This is a genomic window from Pseudomonas sp. ENNP23, assembly GCF_001728945.1.
Classification (GTDB): domain Bacteria; phylum Pseudomonadota; class Gammaproteobacteria; order Pseudomonadales; family Pseudomonadaceae; genus Metapseudomonas; species Metapseudomonas otitidis.
The window spans coordinates 23,401-44,321 of sequence record NZ_LYSP01000020.1 but is presented as its reverse complement, the minus strand read 5'-3'; the positions used below and the strand labels follow the sequence as shown (position 1 = coordinate 44,321).

At 69.6% G+C, this 20,921-nt stretch carries 21 protein-coding genes and 1 pseudogene; 13 read left to right on the top strand and 9 right to left on the bottom strand.

The window, feature by feature from the left end; all coding sequences use genetic code 11:
* Positions 1–50: 50 nt before the first annotated feature.
* Entirely contained in the window at positions 51–821 is a 771-nt protein-coding gene (locus A9G05_RS13100) for an AraC family transcriptional regulator (RefSeq protein WP_069561405.1), read from the bottom strand.
* Positions 822–1,096: 275 nt separating this feature from the next.
* Here A9G05_RS13100 and A9G05_RS13095 point away from each other — a divergent pair, with 275 nt between their 5' ends.
* The 7 genes from A9G05_RS13095 to A9G05_RS13065 all read left to right on the top strand — a co-directional run bounded on the left by A9G05_RS13095 (position 1,097) and on the right by A9G05_RS13065 (position 8,983).
* Complete coding sequence (locus tag A9G05_RS13095) at positions 1,097–2,719, top strand: APC family permease (RefSeq protein ID WP_069561404.1); 1,623 nt, start codon at positions 1,097–1,099, stop codon at positions 2,717–2,719.
* Positions 2,720–2,758: 39 nt separating this feature from the next.
* Entirely contained in the window at positions 2,759–3,790 is a 1,032-nt protein-coding gene (locus A9G05_RS13090; protein ID WP_069561403.1) for an Ldh family oxidoreductase, read from the top strand.
* A 12-nt stretch (positions 3,791–3,802) separates the two neighbouring features.
* Positions 3,803–4,729, top strand: coding sequence for a 4-hydroxyproline epimerase (locus tag A9G05_RS13085; RefSeq protein ID WP_069561402.1), 927 nt, complete (start codon positions 3,803–3,805; stop codon positions 4,727–4,729).
* Between the two features lie 44 nt (positions 4,730–4,773).
* Positions 4,774–5,721 (top strand): dihydrodipicolinate synthase family protein, encoded by a 948-nt coding sequence (locus A9G05_RS13080; protein WP_069561401.1) that lies wholly within the window; start codon positions 4,774–4,776, stop codon positions 5,719–5,721.
* Positions 5,722–5,778: 57 nt separating this feature from the next.
* Positions 5,779–7,356, top strand: a complete 1,578-nt coding sequence (locus tag A9G05_RS13075; protein ID WP_069561400.1) for an aldehyde dehydrogenase (NADP(+)) — start codon at positions 5,779–5,781, stop codon at positions 7,354–7,356.
* A 2-nt stretch (positions 7,357–7,358) separates the two neighbouring features.
* Positions 7,359–8,630 carry an FAD-binding oxidoreductase gene (locus A9G05_RS13070; RefSeq protein ID WP_069561399.1) on the top strand — a complete coding sequence of 424 codons (1,272 nt, stop codon included), beginning with the start codon at positions 7,359–7,361 and terminating at the stop codon, positions 8,628–8,630.
* Positions 8,631–8,803: 173 nt separating this feature from the next.
* Positions 8,804–8,983, top strand: coding sequence for a general stress protein (locus A9G05_RS13065; protein ID WP_044404703.1), 180 nt, complete (start codon positions 8,804–8,806; stop codon positions 8,981–8,983).
* Between the two features lie 221 nt (positions 8,984–9,204).
* Here A9G05_RS13065 and A9G05_RS13060 read toward each other — a convergent pair whose 3' ends face one another.
* On the bottom strand, positions 9,205–11,142 hold the full coding sequence (locus A9G05_RS13060) for an ankyrin repeat domain-containing protein (RefSeq protein WP_069561398.1): 1,938 nt from the start codon (positions 11,140–11,142) through the stop codon (positions 9,205–9,207).
* 109 nt (positions 11,143–11,251) lie between these two features.
* On the bottom strand, positions 11,252–11,728 hold the full coding sequence (soxR, locus tag A9G05_RS13055) for a redox-sensitive transcriptional activator SoxR (protein ID WP_069561397.1): 477 nt from the start codon (positions 11,726–11,728) through the stop codon (positions 11,252–11,254).
* An 87-nt stretch (positions 11,729–11,815) separates the two neighbouring features.
* Here soxR and A9G05_RS13050 point away from each other — a divergent pair, with 87 nt between their 5' ends.
* The gene (locus tag A9G05_RS13050) at positions 11,816–12,106 is read left to right on the top strand and encodes a hypothetical protein (RefSeq protein ID WP_069561396.1); all 291 of its coding nucleotides are present in this window, start codon (positions 11,816–11,818) and stop codon (positions 12,104–12,106) included.
* A 13-nt stretch (positions 12,107–12,119) separates the two neighbouring features.
* Here A9G05_RS13050 and A9G05_RS13045 read toward each other — a convergent pair whose 3' ends face one another.
* From A9G05_RS13045 to A9G05_RS13030, 4 genes are all read right to left on the bottom strand, one after another.
* Positions 12,120–12,554 (bottom strand): CopD family copper resistance protein, encoded by a 435-nt coding sequence (locus A9G05_RS13045; RefSeq protein ID WP_069561395.1) that lies wholly within the window; start codon positions 12,552–12,554, stop codon positions 12,120–12,122.
* Positions 12,555–12,620: 66 nt separating this feature from the next.
* Positions 12,621–13,313 carry an amino acid ABC transporter permease gene (locus tag A9G05_RS13040; RefSeq protein ID WP_069561394.1) on the bottom strand — a complete coding sequence of 231 codons (693 nt, stop codon included), beginning with the start codon at positions 13,311–13,313 and terminating at the stop codon, positions 12,621–12,623.
* Entirely contained in the window at positions 13,313–14,041 is a 729-nt protein-coding gene (locus A9G05_RS13035; protein ID WP_069561393.1) for an amino acid ABC transporter permease, read from the bottom strand. Before A9G05_RS13035 ends, A9G05_RS13040 begins: the two co-directional genes overlap by 1 nt.
* Positions 14,042–14,111: 70 nt before the next feature.
* Positions 14,112–14,918 (bottom strand): ABC transporter substrate-binding protein, encoded by an 807-nt coding sequence (locus A9G05_RS13030; RefSeq protein WP_069561392.1) that lies wholly within the window; start codon positions 14,916–14,918, stop codon positions 14,112–14,114.
* 396 nt (positions 14,919–15,314) lie between these two features.
* On the opposite strand from A9G05_RS13030, the gene A9G05_RS13025 reads away from it, so the two are divergent.
* Entirely contained in the window at positions 15,315–15,644 is a 330-nt protein-coding gene (locus A9G05_RS13025) for a hypothetical protein (RefSeq protein ID WP_069561391.1), read from the top strand.
* Positions 15,645–15,718: 74 nt separating this feature from the next.
* Here the strand turns inward: A9G05_RS13025 and A9G05_RS13020 are convergent, their stop codons facing one another.
* Positions 15,719–17,164, bottom strand: a complete 1,446-nt coding sequence (locus A9G05_RS13020; RefSeq protein ID WP_069561390.1) for a SulP family inorganic anion transporter — start codon at positions 17,162–17,164, stop codon at positions 15,719–15,721.
* Between the two features lie 95 nt (positions 17,165–17,259).
* Positions 17,260–18,132, bottom strand: a complete 873-nt coding sequence (locus tag A9G05_RS13015) for a LysR family transcriptional regulator (RefSeq protein WP_069561389.1) — start codon at positions 18,130–18,132, stop codon at positions 17,260–17,262.
* 133 nt (positions 18,133–18,265) lie between these two features.
* Between A9G05_RS13015 and A9G05_RS13010 the strand changes: the two genes are divergently transcribed.
* From A9G05_RS13010 to A9G05_RS28120, 4 genes and pseudogenes are all read left to right on the top strand, one after another.
* Positions 18,266–19,387, top strand: a complete 1,122-nt coding sequence (locus A9G05_RS13010) for a muconate cycloisomerase family protein (protein WP_069561388.1) — start codon at positions 18,266–18,268, stop codon at positions 19,385–19,387.
* Between the two features lie 18 nt (positions 19,388–19,405).
* Positions 19,406–19,696, top strand: a complete 291-nt coding sequence (gene catC, locus A9G05_RS13005; protein ID WP_069561387.1) for a muconolactone Delta-isomerase — start codon at positions 19,406–19,408, stop codon at positions 19,694–19,696.
* A gap of 39 nt (positions 19,697–19,735) precedes the next feature.
* Complete coding sequence (catA, locus tag A9G05_RS13000) at positions 19,736–20,671, top strand: catechol 1,2-dioxygenase (protein WP_069561386.1); 936 nt, start codon at positions 19,736–19,738, stop codon at positions 20,669–20,671.
* Between the two features lie 115 nt (positions 20,672–20,786).
* A pseudogene (locus A9G05_RS28120) lies at positions 20,787–20,889 on the top strand (LysR family transcriptional regulator); the annotation flags it as partial.
* Positions 20,890–20,921: the final 32 nt, after the last annotated feature.

Below are 20,921 nucleotides of genomic sequence, written 5' to 3'. Positions count from 1 at the left end.
TAGGGGCCGGTACGCACGAGCTGCCTGCTCCGTGTGCGCCTTCATGAGTCTCACTCCATCGCCTGCCGGTACTGCCGTGGCGTGAAGCCGGTGAGCTGCTTGAACTGGCGGCTGAAGGCGCTGTGGTCGGTGTAGCCGCATTGCAGGGCGACGTCGGTGATGGGCAGGTCGGTCTGCAGCAGGCGGTGGGCGTGCTCCAGGCGGGCCTTGCTGATCATCTGCCTGGGCGTGAGGTGGAACACCCGCTTGCAGTGGCGCTCCAGCTGGGCGACGGAGAGCCGGGCGATGCGGGTGAGGGTCTCCAGGGTGATGGGCTCGTGGAAGTGCAGGCGGATGTGCTCGTCCACGGCGGCCAGGCGTTCGTAGGCGGGGTGGCTGGCGCTGGCCGATTGCAGGTCCACCGAGATGCCCACCAGGCCGATCACCTGGCCGGCGCGGTCGTGCAGGGGGCGCTTGTGGGTCAGGCACCAGCCGGGTTCGCGGCTGCCGTACAGGTGCAGCTCCAGCTGGTCTTCCAGCACCTGGCCCTGTTCCAGCACGCGGCGGTCCTGCTCGGTGTAGCCGGGGCCGAGCTGGGCGGGGAAGACCTCGGCGCTGGTCTTGCCCAGCAGCGGCTGCAAGGCCTTCAGGCCGCAGCGCTGGACCAGGGTACGGTTGGCCAGCAGGTAACGCGCCTGGGTGTCCTTGATGAAGATCGCCGCATTGGGGATCGCATCCAGCATCGGCCATAGCAACCGTGCGCTGGCCAGCAGCGCGTCCATGCTCTCGGGGCGTTCCAGCCCCTCTTCGGCGAACAGTCCTTCCAGCAGGTTCTGCGGCATCGTCCGGCCTCCCAGTGCACGCAAGCCGGCAGGTTGCCGCAGGCGGCCAGGGCCTGTCGAGCCTTGTCCGGCCATTGCACCAACTGTGCCGATTTCGTCATGGGAACCGAGGAAATGCATCAAGCCCGCAGGCGTCCGGGCGGGCGACCCTATGGCCGTTGCAGACCTCGGGATACCGTCGGACCGGTTCGTCTCAGTGCCTGATTCGTCGCCAGGCCCCGGTGCTGCACAGGGATCTCTCCAGCCCATCCAATAACGCACAAGAAGGCTACGCCATGTCTGGAAAGTTCAAGAAACAGCTGTCCCTGACGGACCTCACCTTCATCGGCCTGGGGGCCATCTTCGGCTCCGGCTGGCTGTTCGCTGCCAGCCACGTCTCGGCCATCGCCGGCCCGGCGGGCATCTTCTCCTGGCTCCTCGGCGGCTTCGCGGTGCTGCTGCTGGGCATCATCTACTGCGAGTTGGGGGCGGCGCTGCCGCGTGCCGGCGGGGTGGTGCGCTACCCGGTGTTCTCCCACGGCCCGCTGCTGGGCTACCTGATGGGCTTCATCACGCTGATCGCCTTCTCCAGCCTGGTGGCCATCGAGGTGGTCGCCTCCCGCCAGTACGCGGCGGCCTGGTTCCCGGGCCTCACCGAGGCGGGCTCCAGCGACCCGACGCTGATCGGCTGGCTGGTGCAGTTCGGTCTGCTGTGCCTGTTCTTCTGGCTCAACTACCGCAGCGTGAAGACCTTCGCCCGCGCCAACAACCTGGTCAGCGTGTTCAAGTTCATCGTGCCGCTGCTGGTCATCGGCGTGCTCTTCACCTTCTTCAAGCCCGAGAACTTCCAGGTGCAGGGCTTCGCGCCGTTCGGCCTCTCGGGCATCGAGATGGCGGTGTCGGCGGGCGGCATCATCTTCGCCTACCTGGGGCTGACGCCGATCATCTCGGTGGCCAGCGAGGTGAAGAACCCGCAGCGCACCATCCCCATCGCGCTGATCCTCTCGGTGCTGCTCTCCACCGCCATCTACGTGCTGCTGCAGGTGGCCTTCCTCGGCGCGGTGCCGACCGAGCTGCTGGCCAACGGCTGGGCCGGGATGTCCAAGGAGTTCACCCTGCCGTACCGCGACATCGCCCTGGTGCTGGGCGTGGGCTGGCTGGCCTACCTGGTGGTGGCCGACGCGGTGGTCTCGCCCAGCGGCTGCGGCAACATCTACATGAACGCCACGCCGCGGGTGATCTACGGCTGGGCGCAGACCGGCACCTTCTTCCGCATCTTCACCCGCATCGATGAGCAGTCCGGCATCCCGCGCCCGGCGCTGTGGCTGACCTTCGGCCTGTCGGTGTTCTGGACCCTGCCGTTCCCCTCCTGGGAGGCGCTGATCAACGTGGTGTCCGCCGCCCTGGTGCTGAGCTACGCGGTGGCGCCGGTGACGGTGGCGGCCCTGCGCCGCAACGCGCCGGACATGCCGCGCCCGTTCCGCGTGCGGGGCCTGGCGGTGATGGGGCCGCTGTCCTTCGTCATCGCCGCGCTGATCGTCTACTGGTCCGGCTGGGGCACCGTGTCCTGGCTGCTGAGCCTGCAGATCCTGATGTTCGTCATCTACCTGCTGTGCCGCCGCTTCGTGCCCACCGAGCACCTGGGCATCGCCCAGCAGGTGCGCTCGTCCGCCTGGCTGATCGGCTTCTACGCCGTGACCCTGCTGCTCTCCTGGCTGGGCAGCTTCGGCGGCCTGGGCGTGCTCGGCCATCCCTACGACACCCTCGCCGTGGCCGCCTGTGCCCTGGGCATCTACCACTGGGGCGCCACCACCGGCGTGCCGGCTGAGCTGATCCGCCTCAGCGGCGAGGACGAAAGCGAGGAGGGCACCGACGCGGACGCCGCGCCTGCCACCACGGCCTTCCCCAGCCGCGCCTAGCCCACTCTCTGCAACCTGATGACCGGAAGGAGTCTGGCCATGAACGACCTCATCAACCTCAGCCTCGACCAGGTCCACGCCCTGGCACTGCGTGCGCTGACCGTCAACGGCATGGGCGAAGACCATGCCCGCGCCATCGCCGACACCATCACCCGGGGCCAGCGTGACGAATGCCACTCCCACGGGCTGTACCGAGTGCTGGTGTGCGTGCACTCGCTGCGCAGCGGCAAGGTGGACCCGCAAGCCCAACCAAGGGTGAGCCGCCCGGCGCCGGCCATCGTCCGCGTCGATGCGCAGCGGGGCTACTCGCTGCTGGCCCTGCAGACCGGCCTGCCACTGCTGGTGGAGCAGGCCCGCGAGCTGGGCGTCGCCGCCCTGGTGATCCGCAACTGCTTCCACTTCTCCGCGCTGTGGCCGGAGGTGGAGGCCATCGCCGCCGAAGGGCTGGTTGGGCTGGCCATGACCCCCAGCCACGCCTGGGTGGCCCCGGAAGGCGGCCGCCAGGGGGTGTTCGGCACCAACCCGCTGGCCTTCGCCTGGCCCCGCGAGGGGCGCGAGCCCTTCGTCTTCGACTTCGCCACCAGCGCCATCGCCCGGGGCGACATCGAGCTGCACGCCCGCCAGGGCAAGCCGATTCCCCTGGGCTGGGGGCTGGATGCCGAAGGGCGGCCCAGCACCGATGCGCGGGCCGTGCTGGAAGGCGCCATGCAGACCTTCGGCGGCCACAAGGGCTCGGCCCTGGCAGCGATGATCGAGCTGATGGCCGGCGCGCTGATCGGCGACCTCACCAGCGCCGAGTCCCTGGCCTTCGACGGCGGCGCCGGTGCCACGCCGCTCCATGGCGAGCTGCTGCTGGCCTTCGACCCGGCGCGCTTTCTCGGCGGCGAGCTGGAGGCCGGCCGGCAGCGGGCCGAGGCGCTGTTCGCCGCCATCACCGGCCAGGGCGCGCGGCTGCCGTCGCAGCGGCGTTTCGCCGCCCGCCAGCGCAGCGAACGCGAAGGTGTCTGGGTCGGCCGGGCGCTGCTGGACGACATCCAGCACCTGATCGATCACCCCCATTCCCCGACCTGACGGAGCCGCCCCATGAAGCGCATCCATGTCATCGATTCCCACACCGGCGGCGAACCCACACGCCTGGTGATGGACGGCTTTCCCGAACCCGCCGGCCGCACCCTGGCCGAGCAGCGCGACAGCCTGCGCGAGCAGCACGACCACTGGCGCCGCGCCTGCCTGCTGGAGCCGCGCGGCAACGACGTGCTGGTGGGCGCGCTGTACCGCCCGCCGGTGACGCCGGGCGCCACCTGCGGGGTGATCTTCTTCAACAACGCCGGCTACCTCGGCATGTGCGGCCACGGCACCCTCGGCCTGGTGGCGTCCCTCCGGCACCTGGGGCTGATGGCCCCCGGCGAGCACCGTATCGACACCCCGGTGGGCACCGTCAGCGCCACCCTCCACGAGGACGGCCGCGTCACCCTCGGCAACGTGCCGGCCTACCGCCATCGCCGGCAGGTGCCGGTGGAGGTGCCCGGCCATGGCGTGGTCCATGGCGACATCGCCTGGGGCGGCAACTGGTTCTTCCTGGTCAACGACCACGGCCAGCGCCTGGAGCTGGACAACGTCGAGGCCCTGACCGCCTACACCTGGGCGATGCTGCGGGCCCTGGAGGCCCAGGGCATCCACGGCGAGGGCGGGGCGCTGATCGACCACGTCGAGCTGTTCGCCGCCGACGCCGAGGCCGACAGCCGCAACTTCGTCATGTGCCCCGGCAAGGCCTACGACCGCTCCCCCTGCGGCACCGGCACCAGCGCCAAGCTGGCCTGCCTGGCGGCGGACGGCAAGCTCGCCCCCGGCCAGCGCTGGGTGCAGGCCAGCATCACCGGCAGCCGCTTCGAGGGGCACTACGAGTGGGAGGGCGAGCGCATCCGTCCCTTCATCACCGGGCGTGCCCACCTCACCGCCGACAGCACCCTGCTCATCGACGAGCAGGACCCCTTCGCCTGGGGCATCTGAGCCCCGTTTTCCGAACCCTGAATCCCTGCTCAAGGAGCGACAGCATGAACATCGACATCTACCGTGGCTGCATCCCCGCCCTCATGACCCCCTGCACCGACGCGCGCCAGCCGGACTACGACGCCCTGGTGGCCAAGGGCCGCGAACTGGTCCAGGCCGGCATGAGCGGCGTGGTCTACTGCGGCTCCATGGGCGACTGGCCCCTGCTCAGCGAGGCCCAGCGCCAGGAAGGTGTGGCGCGCCTGGTGAAGGCCGGCGTGCCCACCATCGTCGGCACCGGTGCGGTGAGCACCCGCGAGGCGGTGGCCCACGCCGCCCATGCCGCCAAGGTCGGCGCCCAGGGGCTGATGGTGATCCCGCGGCTGCTCTCCCGTGCGGCCTCGCCGGCGGCGCAGAAGGCGCACTTCAGCGCCGTGCTGAAAGCCGCGCCGGAGACGCCTTCGGTGATCTACAACAGCCCGTACTACAGCTTCTCCACCCGCGCCGACCTGTTCTTCGAACTGCGCGGGCAGCACCGCAACCTGATCGGCTTCAAGGAATTCGGCGGCGCCGACGCCATGCGCTACGCCGCCGAGCACATCACCTCGCGGGATGACGAGGTGATCCTCATGGCCGGCGTCGACACCCAGGTGTTCCACGGCTACGTCAACTGCAACGCCACCGGCACCATCACCGGCATCGGCAACGTGCTGCCCCGGGAGGTGCTGCAACTGGTCTCGCTGAGCCGCCAGGCCGCCCAGGGCGATGCCCGCGCACGCCGCCAGGCCCTGGAGCTGAGCGCCGCCCTGGACGTGCTCTCGTCCTTCGACGAGGGCTGCGACCTGGTGCTGTTCTACAAATACCTGATGGTGCTCAACGGCGACCGCGAGTACCGCCTGCACTTCAACGAGAGCGACGCCCTCAGCGACTCCCAGCGCCGCTACGCCGAGCAGCAGTACGGCCTGTTCCGTCAGTGGTACGCCAACTGGACCGCCGAGCAGAACCTTGCCTGAACCCGCCCGCCCCACCGCCCATGGGCGGTGGGGCCCACCTGCCACCCAGGATGCCCCATGACCCTCACAGGCAAGATGCTGATCGGCGGCGCAGCGGTGCCCGGCACCCGCGACGCCCTCCACGCCATTGACCCGGCCACCGGCCAACACCTGCAACCCGCCTACCCGGGCGCCAGCCGCCAGCAGGTGGAACAGGCCTGCGCCCTGGCCTGGGCCGCCTTCGACCCGTACCGGGACACCACGCCGGCCGCCCGTGCGGCCTTCCTCGACGCCATCGCGGATGCCATCGAGGCTCTTGGTGATGCGCTGATCGAGCGCGCCATGGCCGAGACGGGCCTGCCCCAGGCGCGCCTGCAGGGCGAGCGCGGCCGCACCTGCCAGCAACTGCGCACCTTCGCTCGCACCCTGCGTGCGGGTGAGTGGCTGGACGTGCGCATCGACCGCGCGCAGCCCCAGCGCCAACCCCTGCCCAGGCCCGATCTGCGCCAGCGCCAGGTGCCTCTGGGGCCGGTGGCGGTGTTCGGTGCCAGCAACTTCCCCCTGGCCTTTTCCGTGGCCGGCGGCGACACCGCCTCGGCCCTGGCCGCCGGCTGCCCGGTGGTGGTCAAGGCCCATGGCGCCCACCCCGGCACCAGCGAGCTGGTGGGGCAGGCGGTGGCCCGCGCGGTCGAGCGCTGCGGTTTGCCCGAAGGCGTGTTCTCGCTGCTGTTCGGCGCCGGCCGCGAAGTGGGCCTTGGCCTGGTGACGGACCCGCGCATCCAGGCGGTCGGCTTCACCGGTTCGCGCAGCGGTGGCCTCGCCCTGTGCCAGGCGGCCCAGGCGCGGCCGGAACCGATCCCGGTCTATGCGGAGATGAGTTCGATCAACCCGGTGCTGCTGTTTCCCGCCGCCTTGCAGGCCCGTGGCAAGACCCTGGCGCAAAGCTTCATCGCCTCGCTGACCCTGGGCGCCGGGCAGTTCTGCACCAACCCCAGCCTGCTCATAGCCCCGCGCGGAGCAGCGCTGGATGCCTTCCTCGCCCAGGCCGCCGAGCAGCTGCGCCCGTGCAAGGCCCAGGTGATGCTCACACCCGGCATCCACCAGGCCTACGCGGCCGGGGTCGCGGCCCTGGCCCGCCACCCGCAGGTGCGTCGGGTCGCAAGCGGGCTGCCAGGGGAGGGGCCGAACCGCTGCCAGGCGCAGCTATTCGTCACCGACGCCGAGGCCCTCCTCGCCGACCCGCAGTTGCACGGCGAAGTCTTCGGCGCGGCAGCGCTGGTGGTGCAGTGCGAGGCAGCGGAGCAGGTATCCCGCATCCTCGATGCCCTGGAGGGCCAGCTCACCGCCACCCTGCACCTGGACGACGCCGATCTGGATGCCGCCCACGCGCTGTTGCCGACCTTGGAACGCAAGGCCGGCCGCGTGCTGGTCAACGGCTGGCCGACCGGGGTGGAGGTGTGCGACGCCATGGTCCACGGCGGGCCGTTCCCGGCCACCTCGGATGCGCGTTCCACCTCGGTGGGCACCGCCGCCATCCAGCGCTTCCTGCGTCCGGTGTGCTACCAGGGCTTCCCCGATGCCTTGCTGCCGGCGGCGCTGCGCGAGGCCAACCCCCTGGGCCTGCGGCGGCTGCTCGACGGCGAGCGGGAGGCCTGAACATGGGCGATCTCCAGCCAGCGGACGTGGATGTCGCGGTGATCGGCGCCGGCGTCATCGGTGTCGCCTGCGCCCTGCAGCTCGCGCGCCAGGGGCTGCAGGTGCAGGTGTTCGACCCGGACGGCGTGGGGCAGGGCGCCTCCTTCGGCAATGCCGGGCACCTGGCCACCGAGCAGGTGTTCCCGATTGCCGACCTGTCGATCCTCAAGCGCCTGCCGGGCATGCTCCTCGACCCCATGGGCCCGCTGCGCCTGGACTGGACCTACCTGCCACGCGCCACCCCCTGGTTCCTGCGCCTGCTGCTCAACCTGCGGGCGGCGCCCTTCGCCCGCACCGTGGCCGGCCTGCGGGCCCTCAACGAAGCCAGCCTGGGCGCCTGGCGCCGCCTGCTGCAGGCCATCGAGCGGCCCGACCTGCTGCGCGAGGACGGTTCGCTGCTGGTGTACGAGCAGGACGCCTCCCGCGCGGCCCTGCAGGCCCTCCAGGCGCGCATGGCGGGGCAGGGCGTGCCGGTGGCGTTCTGGGGAGCGGAGGCGTTGCACGCGGCGGCGCCCCAGCTCAGTGACGGGATTCGCGGCGGGCTGTTCTTCCCGGCCACCGGGCACTTCATCGACCCGCACCGCGTGGTCGTCGAACTGGCGCGGGCGGCCGAGGCGCTGGGCGTCACCTTCCATCGCCAGCGCGTGCTCGACGGCCACCGCGTGCCGGAGGGCGTCGCCCTGCGCCTGGACGGCGGCAGCCTGCGCGCCCGCCAGGTGCTGCTGGCCTGCGGCGCCCACTCCGCGCCCCTTACCGAGCGCTTTACTGGCACGCGGGTGCCGCTGGACACCGAACGCGGCTACCACCTGATGCTGCCCCGGGAGCAGGGGCGGCTGCCGTTCGCCGTCACCAGCCTCGAACGGCGCTTCATCATGACGCCCATGGCCGGCGGCCTGCGCCTGGCCGGCACCGTGGAGTTCGCCGGGCTGGAGAAGCCGGCGAACATGCCCCGCGCCTGGCAGTTGCACCGCCTCAGCCAGGGGCTGTTCCGCGACGAGCTTGACGTCGAAGGCGCCAGCCCCTGGATGGGCTTGCGCCCCTCGTTGCCGGACTCGCTGCCGATCATCGACCGGGTGGGCGAGGGCCGCGTCCTGCTCGCCTTCGGCCACCAGCACCTCGGGCTGACCCAGGCTGCCGTCACCGCCGAGTACATCGGCCAACTGGCCCAGGGGCAGGCCGTGGCGGGGCTGGAGGCGTACCGGCTGGGGCGCTTCGGCGGACCGGGGAGGGGCTGAACCGCGTCACGGAAACCAGTGGGGCGTTCCGGAGGGGCCCCAGGTGCTGCCCGCACCCTGAGCCCGCTCCGCCTAGCAAAAAGTTAGAACCTCTCGCCGTCCCGGTCCTCAGACCTTCTAGGCGTCATCGACGCCGGACCCGAATGGACCCACAGACAAGAGAGGACAGTGCAATGGCTCAACATCGAGGTGGCAAAGGCAACTTCGCGGAAGATCCCCAGCGTGCATCCGAGGCCGGCAAGAAAGGCGGGCAGGTGAGCGGGGGCAACTTCCGCAACGACCCGGAACGGGCATCGGCCGCCGGCCGCAAGGGCGGGCAACGCAGCCACGCCCGGCGCACCAGCGAGGACTGAGCGCCACCGGGCCGGCGGTGAGTGTCGCCGGCCCGGTCATCCACCCGCCGCCCAGCGGCCCCATTGCCCAGCCGAGGACACCCCGATGACCGACTGCTGCCGAGCAACATCAGATCCTGCAAGGTGGCCATCCTGCTGGTCGACGGCGCCTGCGCGCGTGACGTGGAGACGCTCAGGGACGCTCTGGCGCAGGCCGGGGCGGGTGATCTACCGCGATGGGGTCAGTCTCTAGCAGGTGGCTGCAGAACAGGTGGGGCGGCGGCGAAGCGCTGCAGCACGTCGAGCAGGTCCTCGCGTTTGTTCCGGGAGATGGCCTCCAGCAGCAGGGCATAGCCCTTCTTCTCGCACTGCTGGCCGACAGTGGGATCGGCGCCTTTTTCCAGCAGCAGGGTGAACAACGCCAGGGTGTCCTGCTGGCTGACGGTGGGTGACCGAGCATCGGCAGCGGTCTGCTCGGCCACCAGGGTCAGCAGGCTCTTGCCGATCGGCTGGCCATGGCAGGTGCCACGGCCGTAGCTCAGGTTGAGGTCGGCACCGGCAGCTATCAGTTGCCTCACGGCCCCGAAATTGTGGGCGGAAAAGGCGCGGTACAACGCGGTTTCACCATCGTCCTTGCTGCGCATATCGAGGTCCTGCGGGTAATGCAGCAGCCAACCGAAGGCCTGCAGGCCGCGCGTGTTTCCGGCCATCTGCATCAGGGGCGTCTCGCCTCGGCTGTCCGGCTCGTCGATGCGGACACCGGCCTCGATGAGGAACTTCAAGCGTCCGTCCTGGCTCAGGTCGAGGTTGTCTCTCAGGTCGCGTTGCATGGCCAGGATCGCCAAGGTGCTGCCGTTGTAGAGACCACTGGTGCGCGCGCCGTGCTCCAGCAGCAGCCGGGCGATGTCCAGATGTGGCGCGTCCAGGGCGTGCAGCAGGGCGCTGCGGCCATCGGCGGCCATGACCTCGCCGCTGATGCCGCTGGCCAGCAGGCGCTGCACCTCGGCCAGGTCGCCGGCATCCACGGCGGCCACCAGCGGCCAGAAACCCTGGCAGGCCTGCGGGTTGGCGGTGGTGATGCCCAGGCGTTCGAGCACCCGGGGCGGGATGCTCATCTGGCGTTTCAGGCGCAGGCCGCAGTACACCCGGTAGGCTTCGATGGCTCGGCCCTGGTGGACGGCGTACTCAGGGCGCTGCTCGTAGATCGCCCAGTCCAGGTCCGCCAGGTTGAGGTAGGCGGGCATGCGCCCCGGGTCGCGGCGCAGCACTTCTTCGAGCCAGGGGCGGGCGGTTTGCAACTGGCCGGCCTCGCTGGCCCAGAAGGCGATGTCGTTGAGCAGGCCAGGGTATTCGCGGCGCTCGGTGGCGATGCTGCGGAAGTCGTGAAGGGCGAAGAAGTCCTCCACCTCGCGGATGCCCGGCCGCTTGTCCTTGCTCTTCAGCAGTTGCTGGTGCAGGGCACGGAACTGCTTCCAGGTGTCATCCGGGGACTGGGCCGGCACATAGGCGTTGAGGGTGATCGTTCCTTTGGCGCTGGTGAAGGGGCAGAACCAGGGCGGAAACTTCTGCAAGGCCTGCAACCACTGCTGCGCGGTTGCCTCGCTGATGGGCTGCAGCGGGGTGAAGTCCATCCGGTTCATGTCGCGGCGGTGGCTGATGGCCAGCAACGGGTTCTGCGGATCACGCTGGTCGACCAGCAGGTAGCGCTGGCTGAGCTGCCAGTCCGAGGGGGCCGAACAGTCGAAGCTCAGCGACGTGAGGCTGAGGCCGGTGTCCAGGGTGTTGCTCGCTGGCCAGCGTTCGCTGACCCGGATGGGAAAATCCGAGGGCTCGCAGGCGCGCAGTTCCTCGGGGCTGAACAGGGCAATGGGCGGCGACTTGTAGACCCGCTGCTGGTACGTCAGGTCCTGATAGGCATTGAGGTAGAACAGTCCGCGGTGCTGGCTCAGGACGACACGCGCCGGCACCTGCGCCAGGCCCGGCAGGCGGAATGGCTTGATCTCCAGGGTGGCCGTCTCCGGACGGTCGAGCACGAACTTGCGGGCCATGCCCGACCATTTGATCCCGTCCATGTCGATGTCGAAGGCCAGGGCCACGGGGGCGCCTGCCAGCAGGGCCAGCGCAAGGCCAAGCCCACGAATGCCGATGCGCCGGGCAGTGGCGCCAGAGGATAGGTTCAACGTTGCAGTCCCTTGCCGATGGAAAGGTCGGCAATGTAATGCAATCGGCGTTGTTGTACCGGGTGTTTGTCTCAGGGGCGGAACTGTCTTGGTGCCCCTCCAACAGTGTTCACGTGGGGTCGTTTGATGTCTCCTCCAGCAGCACCGGCCCGCTGCCGAACTCGGCCAGGGCGTCGCCGGGGTTGCGCAGGGGGCAGGTCTCCATGCTCAGGCAGCCACAGCCGATGCAGCCGTTGAGCTGGTCGCGCAGGGCGGTGAGGCGCTGGATGCGCTGGTCCAGCTCGTGGCGCCAGCGTTCGGAGAGGGCATGCCACTCGGCGGCGGTGGGGGTGCGGCCTTCGGGCAGGGCGGCCAGGGCTTCGGCCACTTCCGCCAGGGGCACGCCCAGGCGTTGCGCCACCTTGATGATCGCCACCCGGCGCAGCACGTCGCGGGTGTAGCGGCGCTGGTTGCCAGCGTTGCGGGTGCTGCGGATCAGCCCCTTGGCTTCGTAGAAATGCAGGGTGGAAACCGGTACGCCGCTGCGTTCGGCGACCTGGCCGACGGTGAGGGGCCTGTGGACGTTGGCGGGAGTGACGGCGGGCATCGCGCTGGGCTCTTGACCTCAAGTTAAGTTGAGGTTTTACCCTCGGCGCCGTTCATGCACAAGATCGGTCCGCAGAGGAGTCGGGACATGCAGCACGCAGAGGAAATCCACACCGCCATCCGGTTCGCCTTCGACCCCGAGCGCCGCCAGGCCCTGCTGGAGGGACTGGCACCGCGCCTGGTCGCCTGCCTGGCGTCGCACCAGGGGTTGCTGGAAAGCTCCCTGGAGATCGGCGCCGACGGCGACTGGCTGGTCCAGCGCAGCCGCTGGCGCTCGCCGCAGGCCGCCCACCAGGCTTTGGGGGACGGCTCCTGCGGCGCGCAGCTGCTGGGTGAGGCCATCTGGCGCTACGGGGCCCGCTCGGTGTGGTTCGAGTAGGGCGCGCCGGCCGTCAGAGCAGGAACATGCCCTTGGCGAGGAAGAGGATGGCGAGCATCTGCAGCAGCACGCTGTGGTGGATCAGGCGCGAGCGGGCGGGCGTCATGCGGCCGCTGCGCATCAGCAGGACCACCAGCAGGAAGTGCCCGAGGATGCTCAGCGCCAGGCTGATCTTCAGCACCAGCAGCGTGCCGAAGTGGCTGGCGAAGGGCGCCGCCAGCACCGCGCGGTAGTGCCAGGCGAGGCCCAGCCCGGCGCCGTAGAGTGCCAGCACCACCCAGTGCATCACCTGTCGGGCGCGCTTGCCGAGGGCCTGGGACAGGCGGCTGCGGGCGTCTTCGTCCAGCACCGGTGTGGCGCGGCTGAGGATCATCACCTCGAAGAACACCCCGCCGATGAAGAACGCCGCAGCGGTGATGTGCACGAACTTGAGCAGCAGGTAGGTCATGGCGGGTCCTCGGGCGGCAGGGTGGGCGGATCATGACGGCTCGCCAGGGCAGTGCCATGACCCGCGTCAACGCGCCTGCCGGGGGCCGCCGCCGTAGCGCGCCAGCGCCCCGGCCGCCAGGTCCAGGCTGGTGCACAGAACGAAGTAGAGCAGGGCGACGAAGAGGAAGATCTCCGTGGGGTGCACCATCACCCGGTTGCTCACCTGGGTGGCCACGAACGACAGCTCGCCGACGCCGATGACATAGGCCAGGGAGGTGTCCTTGATCAGCGAGACCCACTGGTTGAGGAACGACGGCAGCATGATCGGCAGGGCCTGGGGCAGGATCACCCAGCGCAGCACCTGCCAGGGGCGCATGCCCAGGGCGCGCGCCGCGTGCCATTGGCCCTCCGGCAGGCTGAGGATGCCGGCGCTGACCGAGTGGGCCAGGTAGGCCCCGCCGATCAGCGAGAGGGCGCAGACCACCGTGGCCAGGGCGGGCACGTCCACATGGAAGACGATGGGCAGCAGGAAGTAGGTCCAGAACACCAGCATCAGCACCGGGATCGCCCGGAAGAAGCCCAGCACGCCCACCAGCAGCAGGCGCCAGCGGCCCTTCGACAGGGCCAGTGCGATGCCCAGCACCAGGCCGATCAGCGCCGACGCCAGGGCCGAGCACAGGGCCAGCACCAGCGTCAGTGCGGCGCCGCCCAGCGGGCCCTCGGGCCAGGGGCCCAGCAGCAGGTAGTCGAGGTTGTCGAGGATGACCGAAATGTCCATCAGGCGGCTCCCTGGCGGTAGCGCCGGCTGTGCTGCACCACCTGGCCGAGGGCTTCCATCAGCGCGATGGTGCCGATGTACAGCAGGGTGGCGAGGCCGAAGGCCTGGAAGGTCTTGAAGGTTTCCGTCTCGACCTGGCGCGAGGCGTAGGACAGCTCGGCCAGGCCGATGGCCATGGTCAGCGAGGAGTTCTTCAGCGCGCTCATGTACTGCCCCAGCAGCGGGGCGAAGGCCGTGCGCAGCGCCTGGGGCAGCAGCACCACGCGCCACACCTGGCCAGGCGTCATGCCCAGCGCCAGGCCGGCCTCGCGCTGCTGCGGGCGTACCGAGGCGATGCCGGCGCGGAACTCCTCGGCGACGAAGGCCGTGGTGTAGAGCGTCAGGCCCCAGGCCCCGGCGAGGAACTCGAACGACGGCCAGGTCAGCACCAGCGGCCCGATGGCCAGTTCGTGCGGGCTGTTGAGCCAGAACACCAGCGCTTCCGGCAACAGTGCCGGCACGCCGAAATACCAGAAGAACAACTGCACCAGCAGGGGCGTATTGCGAAAGGTGGTCAGGAAGGCCTGCGCCGGCCAGGACAACAGGCGCGAGGGCGCCAGGCGGGCGATGGCCAGGGGCGCGCCGAGCAGCGTGGCCAGCAGGCAGCACAGGGCGGAAAGGCCGAGGGTCAGCAGGAAGCCGTCCAGCAGCCAGCCCAGGTAGAGCGGGGCGAGAAGGTCGCCAAACATGAAGAAGGTTCCAGGCAGGGGGCATCAACGACTGCGCCCCACCGAAGCGGGGCGCAGGGAGAGAGGGCGATCAGCTCTTGTCGCCGATCCGGTAGAGGCGGGCCAGGGGCGTCGGCGTGCTCGGGCCGAACCAGGCGTCATAGATCTTCTGGGCGTCGCCGCTGCCCTCCAGCTCGCGCAGTGACTGGTCGACGAACTCGGTCAGGGCGGCCTCGCCCTTGGGAATGCCGACGCCAATCAGGTCGTTGGAGAGGGTGAGGGGCGGCACCTCGTACTTTTCCTTGTCCGGGACGTTGGCCAGCAGGCCGATCAGCTTGGGGCCGTCCTGGGTGATGGCCTGTACCTGGCCGTTGCGCAGGGCGGTGAAGGCGAAGGGGGTGTCGTCGTAGGCGATGACCTTGGCGCCGGGGAATTTCTCCCGCAGGACGCCTTCGTTGACCGTGCCCTTGTCCACGCCCACGCGCCATGTGTTCAGTTGCTCCGGCTCGGTCAGGGTGCCCTTGCGCACGATGAACTGCTGGCCGGAGGCGAAGTACGGAATGCTGAAGTTCACCTGCTGGGCCCGCTCGGGGGTGATGGTGAAGTTGGCCAGCACCAGGTCCACCTTGTTGGCGGTCAGCAGCGGAATGCGGTTGGCCGGGTTGGTGGGCAGCAGTTCCAGCTTCACGCCCAGCTTGCCGGCCAGGGCTTTGGCGTAGTCGACGTCGAGGCCGGCCAGTTGCTTGGTCTGCGGGTCGACGAAGCCGAAGGGCGGGTTGCTGTCGAAGGCGGCAACCCGGAGGACCCCGGCCTTGCGGATGTCTTCGAGGCGGTCGGCATGGGCCAGGCCGGACAGTACGGCCAGGGCGAGGGCGGTGATGGCAGTGAGTTTCTTCATGAAATGACAGCTCCTGGATGGGCCCTGTCGATTCGCAGGGCACCGTATGCGGGGATGGCGGGCGCCCTGGGTGAGGGCGCCCGCCGCTGCCGGAGGGTGGCTCCAGGCGACGCGGAGTGTGTCAGGGGAGGGTGGGGACTGAAAAAGAATGAATCGGTCTATCTAATAGCCAAAAAGAATAAACGCTTAGTAATTGAGTCCGAATTGGAATTTATGCGAGCACTGTTCATTCGAGCGGATAGCGCCGGAATAGCGCGCTGTCGTCGAGCGCGTGTCCAGCCTGTGGAATCCGTCGCCGCCCTGGCAGGTGGCCTCACGCCTGCCGCTGGTCCATCCGGCTGGAAATAGCCCTGCGATGCGGGAATAATGCCGCCCCCTTTTTATTAGGAGAATCAAATGGTTATCCATTTCCTGAGCGGAGAGGGTCAGGGTGCCTGCGGCCGCAGCGATGCCAACCTGAACGCCTCCAACCAGCCGGCCGAGGTCACCTGCAAGACCTGCCGCCGGACCAACGCCTTCACCCAGGCCGAACAGGGCGCTGCGCCCCAGGCCACAGCCGCCCAGGCGCGCGTCACGCAGTCCCGCAGCGAGCCCGCTGCCCGCAAGAGCCCCCAGCAGGCCGCCACCCAGGGCAGCGCCTGGCAGAGTTGGCAGGCCCGTCTGAGCCAGACCCCCGGCAAGCAGCGCCTGCCGCGCTCCCGCCGCCGCGCTCAGGCATTCGTCTGAGGGCTTCCCCACCCTGGCCCAGGCGTTGCCTGCGGCTGGGGTGGCTATCGATCTAGATCTACAGCCCGACGCACTCAGGCCGGCTGTTCCCCTGCGCGCCTGAGCAGGGTGCGGCAGCGCTCGGAGAGGTGCTCCACGCGCAGGTGTTTGCCGGCCTTGGTGTAGCGCTCGCGCAGGGTCTTCAGGGCAGCGATGGCGGAGTAGTCGACGAAGCTGAGGTGCCGGCAGTCGAGGGTGACCCGTTCCGGGTCGCCGGTCGGGTCGAACTGGTTGAGGAAGGGCGTGGCGGAGGCGAAGAACAGCGTGCCGTGCACCCGGTAGAGCTTGCTGCCGTCGGCTTCGATGTGGCTGTCGGCGTACAGCTCGCGGGCGTGGTGCCAGGCGAAGTTCAGCGCGGCGATGACGATGCCGCAGAGCACGGCGGCGGCCAGGTCGGTGAAGACGGTGATCACGGTGACGGCGACGATCACCAGCACGTCGTGCAGCGGCACCTTGCCGGCGACCCGCAGGGAGCCCCAGGCGAAGGTCTGCTGGGCCACCACGAACATCACCCCGGCCAGCGCCGCCAGCGGGATACGCTCGATCAGCGGGGACAGGAACAGCACGAACAGCAGGATCATCACCCCGGCCACCACGCCGGACAGCCGCCCCCGGCCGCCCGAGCTGAGGTTGATGGCGGTCTGGCCGATCATCGCGCAGCCACCCATACCGCCGAACGCACCGGAGACGATGTTGGCAGCGCCCAGGGCCATGCACTCGCGGTCGGGGAAGCCCCGGCTCTCGGTGATCTCGTCGGTGAGGTTGAGGGTGAGCAGGGTCTCCAGCAACCCGACCATGGCCATCAGCAGCGCATAGGGCGCGATGATCTGCAGCGTCTCCAGGTTCCAGGGCACCGATGGCAGGGCGAAGCTGGGCAGGCCGCCGGCGATCTGCGCCATGTCCGCCAGGGTGCGGGTGGGCAGGCCCAGCAGGTGCACCAGCAGCCCGACCCCGAGGATCGCCACCAGCGCCGGTGGCACGGCGCGGGTCAGTCGCGGCAGCAGCCAGACCACCGCCATGGTCAGCCCCACCAGGCCGAGCATGGTGTACAGCGGCATGCCGCTCAGCCAGGCGTCGCCCTGCTTGAAGTGCTCCAGTTGGGCCAGGGCGATGACGATCGCCAGGCCGTTGACGAAGCCCAGCATCACCGGGTGCGGCACCATGCGCACCAGCTTGCCCAGGCGCAACGCGCCGAACAGCAGCATCACCAGCCCCGCCAGTACCGTGGTGGCCAGCAGGTACTGCACCCCGTGCTCCACCACCAGGGCGACGATGACCACCGCCATGGAACCGGCAGCGCCGGAGATCATCCCCGGCCGGCCGCCGAACAGGGCGGTGAGGGTGCAGATGATGAAGGCGCCGTACAGCCCCATGAGCGGATTGAGGTGGGCGACCAGGGCGAAGGCGATGCACTCGGGCACCAGGGCGAAGGCGGTGGTGAGACCGGCCAGGACTTCATGACGCAGGCGGGGTTTCTTCATGGGCTTACCGGGCCGGGTGTGTTGCCGACCCTGTCGGGTTTTGGGGGGGCGCGCATGGTACGGAAATGCGCCCGGCCCCGCCAGCACGGCCCGCCTCAGCGGTTGACCCGCTGGATCAGCTCCAGGCAGCGCTGGACATGGGCACTGCCGTCCTGGGCGCGGCGGCTGAGGATGATGGGCGAGACCGCCTCCGGCTCCAGCACCTCGGCGTAGTCGATGTCGGCCCGGTGCTGCTGGCGCACCGAGGCTGGCACCAGGGCGACGCCCAGGCCGGCCGCCACCAGGCCGATGGCGGTCTGCAGCTCGTTGGCCCACTGCCCGACGCGCACCGCCAGGCCACGGTTGGCGAACAGCGCCAGCACGTGGTCGGCGTAGCTTGGGCGCGGGTTGGCGGGGTAGAGCACGAAGGGTTCTTCGGCGAGCTGCTGCAGCGACACCGGGCGCCCCAGCAGCTGGTGGCCGGCAGGCAGTACCGCCACCAGCGGGTCTTCCCGCAGCACCTGCTGGTGGATGGCCGGATCGTCGAAGCGGATGCGCCCGAAGCCGATGTCGATGCGTCCGCTCTTCAGCGCCTCCACCTGCTGCAGGGTGGTCATTTCCTGCAGGCCCAGCTCCAGGTCCGGGTCCTGGCGCAGTTCGCGGATCAGCTCCGGCAGCACCGCATAGAGCGTGGAGGGGGCGAAGCCGATGCCCAGCCACTGGCGCTGCCCCTGGCCGATGCGCCGGGTGGTGTCGCAGAGGGTCTGCACCTGCTGCAGCAGGGCTGCGCTCTGTTCATGGAAGTAGCGGCCGGCCTCGGTCAGCCGCAGCGGTCGGCCGCGCTCCAGCAGCGGCGTGCCCAGCTCCTCCTCCAGTTGCTGGATCTGCCGGCTCAGCGGGGGCTGGGCGATGTGCAGGCGCTCGGCCGCGCGGGTGAAGTTGAGGGTGTCCGCCACGGCCTGGAAATAGCGCAGGTGCCTGAGTTCCACGATACCTCCCGGGTATGAAAGAAGAGGGAGATGATATTGGACCTGTCGTTCCTGCTGGCGCAATGTTCGTCCACCCAAACCCAGACTTGCAGGGTATCGAGCGAGCCGAACCCTGCGCCACGGAAGCACACCCATGAGCACTCCCCTGATCGAACGGCTGGACACCTGCATCGTCGACCTGCCGACCATCCGCCCCCACAAGCTGGCCATGCACACCCTGCAACGGCAGACCCTGGTGATCCTGCGCCTGCGCTGCAGCGACGGCGTCGAGGGCATCGGCGAGTCCACCACCATCGGCGGGCTGTCCTACGGCTACGAGAGCCCGGAAGGGATGAAAGCCAACATCGACGCGCACCTGGCTCCAGCGCTGATCGGCCAGCCGGCGGACAACATCAACGCCGCCATGCAGCGCCTGGACCGGGTGGCCAAGGGCAACACCTTCGCCAAGTCCGGCATCGAGACGGCCCTGCTGGACGCCCAGGGCAAACGCCTCGGGCTGCCGGTCAGCGAACTGCTCGGCGGCCGCGTGCGCGAGGGTCTGGAAGTGGTCTGGACGCTGGCCAGCGGCGACACCGGCCGTGACATCGAAGAGGCCGAGCGCATGCTCGACCTGCGCCGCCACCGCCTGTTCAAGCTGAAGATCGGCGCCAACCCCCTGGAGCAGGACCTGGCCCACGCGGTGGCCATCAAGCGTGCCCTGGGCGACCGCGCCAGCGTGCGCGTGGACGTCAACCAGCACTGGGACGAGTCCCAGGCGATCCGCGGTTGCCGGGTGCTCGGTGAGCACGGCATCGACCTCATCGAGCAGCCGATCCCGCGGCACAACCGCAGCGGCCAGGTACGCCTGAACCGCTCCAGCCCGGCGCCGATCATGGCGGACGAATCCATCGAGAGCGTCGAGGATGCCTTCAGCCTTGCCGCCGAGGGCGCTGCCAGCGTGTTCGCCCTGAAGATCGCCAAGAACGGCGGCCCCCGTGCCGTGCTGCGCACCGCCCAGATCGCCGAGGCGGCCGGCGTGGCGCTCTACGGCGGCACCATGCTCGAAGGCACCATCGGCACCCTGGCCTCCGCCCACGTCTTCCTCACCCTGCGCCAACTGACCTGGGGCACCGAGCTGTTCGGGCCGCTGCTGCTGACCGAAGAGATCGTCACCGAGCCCCCCGTCTACCGCGACTTCCAATTGCAGGTGCCGCGTACCCCCGGCATCGGCCTGACCCTGGACGAGGAGCGCCTCGCGCGCTTCCGCCGTTCCTGACCCCGGAGGACCCTGACCATGCTGTTCCACGTGAAGATGACCGTTCGCCTGCCCGCCGACATGGACCCGGAGCGGGCCGCCCGGCTCAAGGCCGACGAGAAGGCCCTGGCCCAGCGCCTGCAGCGCGACGGCACCTGGCGCCACCTCTGGCGCATCGCCGGGCACTACGCCAACTACAGCGTGTTCGACGTACCCAGCGTCGAAGCGCTGCACGAAACCCTGATGCAACTGCCGCTGTTTCCCTACATGGACATCGAGATCGACGGACTCTGCCGCCACCCCTCGTCGATCCATGATGACGACCGCTGAGCCCCGAACACCCTGAACAAGAACAATGAGGTGACCCCCATGACCGTGAAGATCTCCCACACTGCCGAACTTCAGCGTTTCTTCGAGCAGGCGGCCGGTTTCGGCAACGATGCCGGCAACCCGCGCCTCAAACGCATCGTTCAGCGGGTGCTGCAGGACAGCGCCCGGCTGATCGAGGAGCTGGCCATCACCGACGACGAGTTCTGGAAGGCCGTCGACTACCTCAACCGCCTGGGCGCCCGAGGCGAGGCCGGCCTGCTGGTAGCGGGGCTGGGCCTGGAGCGCTTCCTCGACATGCTGCAGGACGCCCGCGACGCCGAGGCCGGGCGTACCGGCGGTACCCCGCGCACCATCGAAGGCCCGCTCTACGTGGCCGGTGCGCCGCTGAGCGAAGGCTTCGCGCGGCTGGATGACGGCAGCGAAGACGGCGTGGGCATCCCGCTGTTCCTCGAAGGCACGGTGCGCGATACCGACGGCCGCCCGCTGGTCGGTGCGGTGGTGGACCTGTGGCACGCCAACACCAAGGGCCTGTATTCCTACTTCGACTCCAGCCAGTCCGAGTACAACCTGCGTCGCCGCATCGTCACCGACGCCGAGGGTCGCTACCGCGCCCGCAGCATCATCCCCTCCGGCTACGGTTGCGACCCCCAGGGCCCGACCCAGGAATGCCTCGACGGCCTCGGCCGGCACGGTCAGCGCCCCGCGCACATCCACTTCTTCATCTCTGCCGGCGGCCACCGCCACCTGACCACCCAGATCAACCTCGCCGGGGACCGCTACCTGTGGGACGACTTCGCCTACGCCACCCGCGAAGGGCTGGTGGGTGAGGTGACCCACCTGGCCAACGGCAGCGCCCATGGCGTGGAAGGCCCCTGCGCCGAGTTGCAGTTCGATTTCGTGCTGCAGCCGGCCAGCCACAACCAGGACGAGCAGCGCAGCCAGCGCCCCCGCGCCCTGCAGGTGCCGGGCGCCTGAGCCCACGGGCACGCCCCGGTCGCGGTGGCCGGGGCAGCCCCAAGGCACATCCATGCAAGTCAGGCGGGCGGGCCCATGCTTGAATGGCCCGCTCAGCCACTGCCCGGATGCGCCCATGAACCGCAACGACCTCCGCCGCGTCGACATTGAACCTGCTGGTGATCTTCGAAGCCCTGATGCTCGAACCCAACCTCACCCGGGTCGGCGAGAAGCTGTTCCTTTCCACCCGTTCATGTCCCGCGAACGCTGA

Coding starts and splice junctions, on each gene's coding strand:
- catC (WP_069561387.1), top strand. CDS start 19,406: ATGCTGTTCCACGTGAAGATGACCGTTCGCCTGCCCGCCGACATGGAC.
- A9G05_RS13040 (WP_069561394.1), bottom strand. CDS start 13,313: ATGGACATTTCGGTCATCCTCGACAACCTCGACTACCTGCTGCTGGGC.
- A9G05_RS13100 (WP_069561405.1), bottom strand. CDS start 821: ATGCCGCAGAACCTGCTGGAAGGACTGTTCGCCGAAGAGGGGCTGGAA.
- A9G05_RS13085 (WP_069561402.1), top strand. CDS start 3,803: ATGAAGCGCATCCATGTCATCGATTCCCACACCGGCGGCGAACCCACA.
- A9G05_RS13025 (WP_069561391.1), top strand. CDS start 15,315: ATGGTTATCCATTTCCTGAGCGGAGAGGGTCAGGGTGCCTGCGGCCGC.
- A9G05_RS13030 (WP_069561392.1), bottom strand. CDS start 14,918: ATGAAGAAACTCACTGCCATCACCGCCCTCGCCCTGGCCGTACTGTCC.
- A9G05_RS13080 (WP_069561401.1), top strand. CDS start 4,774: ATGAACATCGACATCTACCGTGGCTGCATCCCCGCCCTCATGACCCCC.
- catA (WP_069561386.1), top strand. CDS start 19,736: ATGACCGTGAAGATCTCCCACACTGCCGAACTTCAGCGTTTCTTCGAG.
- A9G05_RS13050 (WP_069561396.1), top strand. CDS start 11,816: ATGCAGCACGCAGAGGAAATCCACACCGCCATCCGGTTCGCCTTCGAC.
- A9G05_RS13010 (WP_069561388.1), top strand. CDS start 18,266: ATGAGCACTCCCCTGATCGAACGGCTGGACACCTGCATCGTCGACCTG.
- soxR (WP_069561397.1), bottom strand. CDS start 11,728: ATGCCCGCCGTCACTCCCGCCAACGTCCACAGGCCCCTCACCGTCGGC.
- A9G05_RS13070 (WP_069561399.1), top strand. CDS start 7,359: ATGGGCGATCTCCAGCCAGCGGACGTGGATGTCGCGGTGATCGGCGCC.
- A9G05_RS13090 (WP_069561403.1), top strand. CDS start 2,759: ATGAACGACCTCATCAACCTCAGCCTCGACCAGGTCCACGCCCTGGCA.
- A9G05_RS13045 (WP_069561395.1), bottom strand. CDS start 12,554: ATGACCTACCTGCTGCTCAAGTTCGTGCACATCACCGCTGCGGCGTTC.
- A9G05_RS13065 (WP_044404703.1), top strand. CDS start 8,804: ATGGCTCAACATCGAGGTGGCAAAGGCAACTTCGCGGAAGATCCCCAG.
- A9G05_RS13035 (WP_069561393.1), bottom strand. CDS start 14,041: ATGTTTGGCGACCTTCTCGCCCCGCTCTACCTGGGCTGGCTGCTGGAC.
- A9G05_RS13095 (WP_069561404.1), top strand. CDS start 1,097: ATGTCTGGAAAGTTCAAGAAACAGCTGTCCCTGACGGACCTCACCTTC.
- A9G05_RS13075 (WP_069561400.1), top strand. CDS start 5,779: ATGACCCTCACAGGCAAGATGCTGATCGGCGGCGCAGCGGTGCCCGGC.
- A9G05_RS13020 (WP_069561390.1), bottom strand. CDS start 17,164: ATGAAGAAACCCCGCCTGCGTCATGAAGTCCTGGCCGGTCTCACCACC.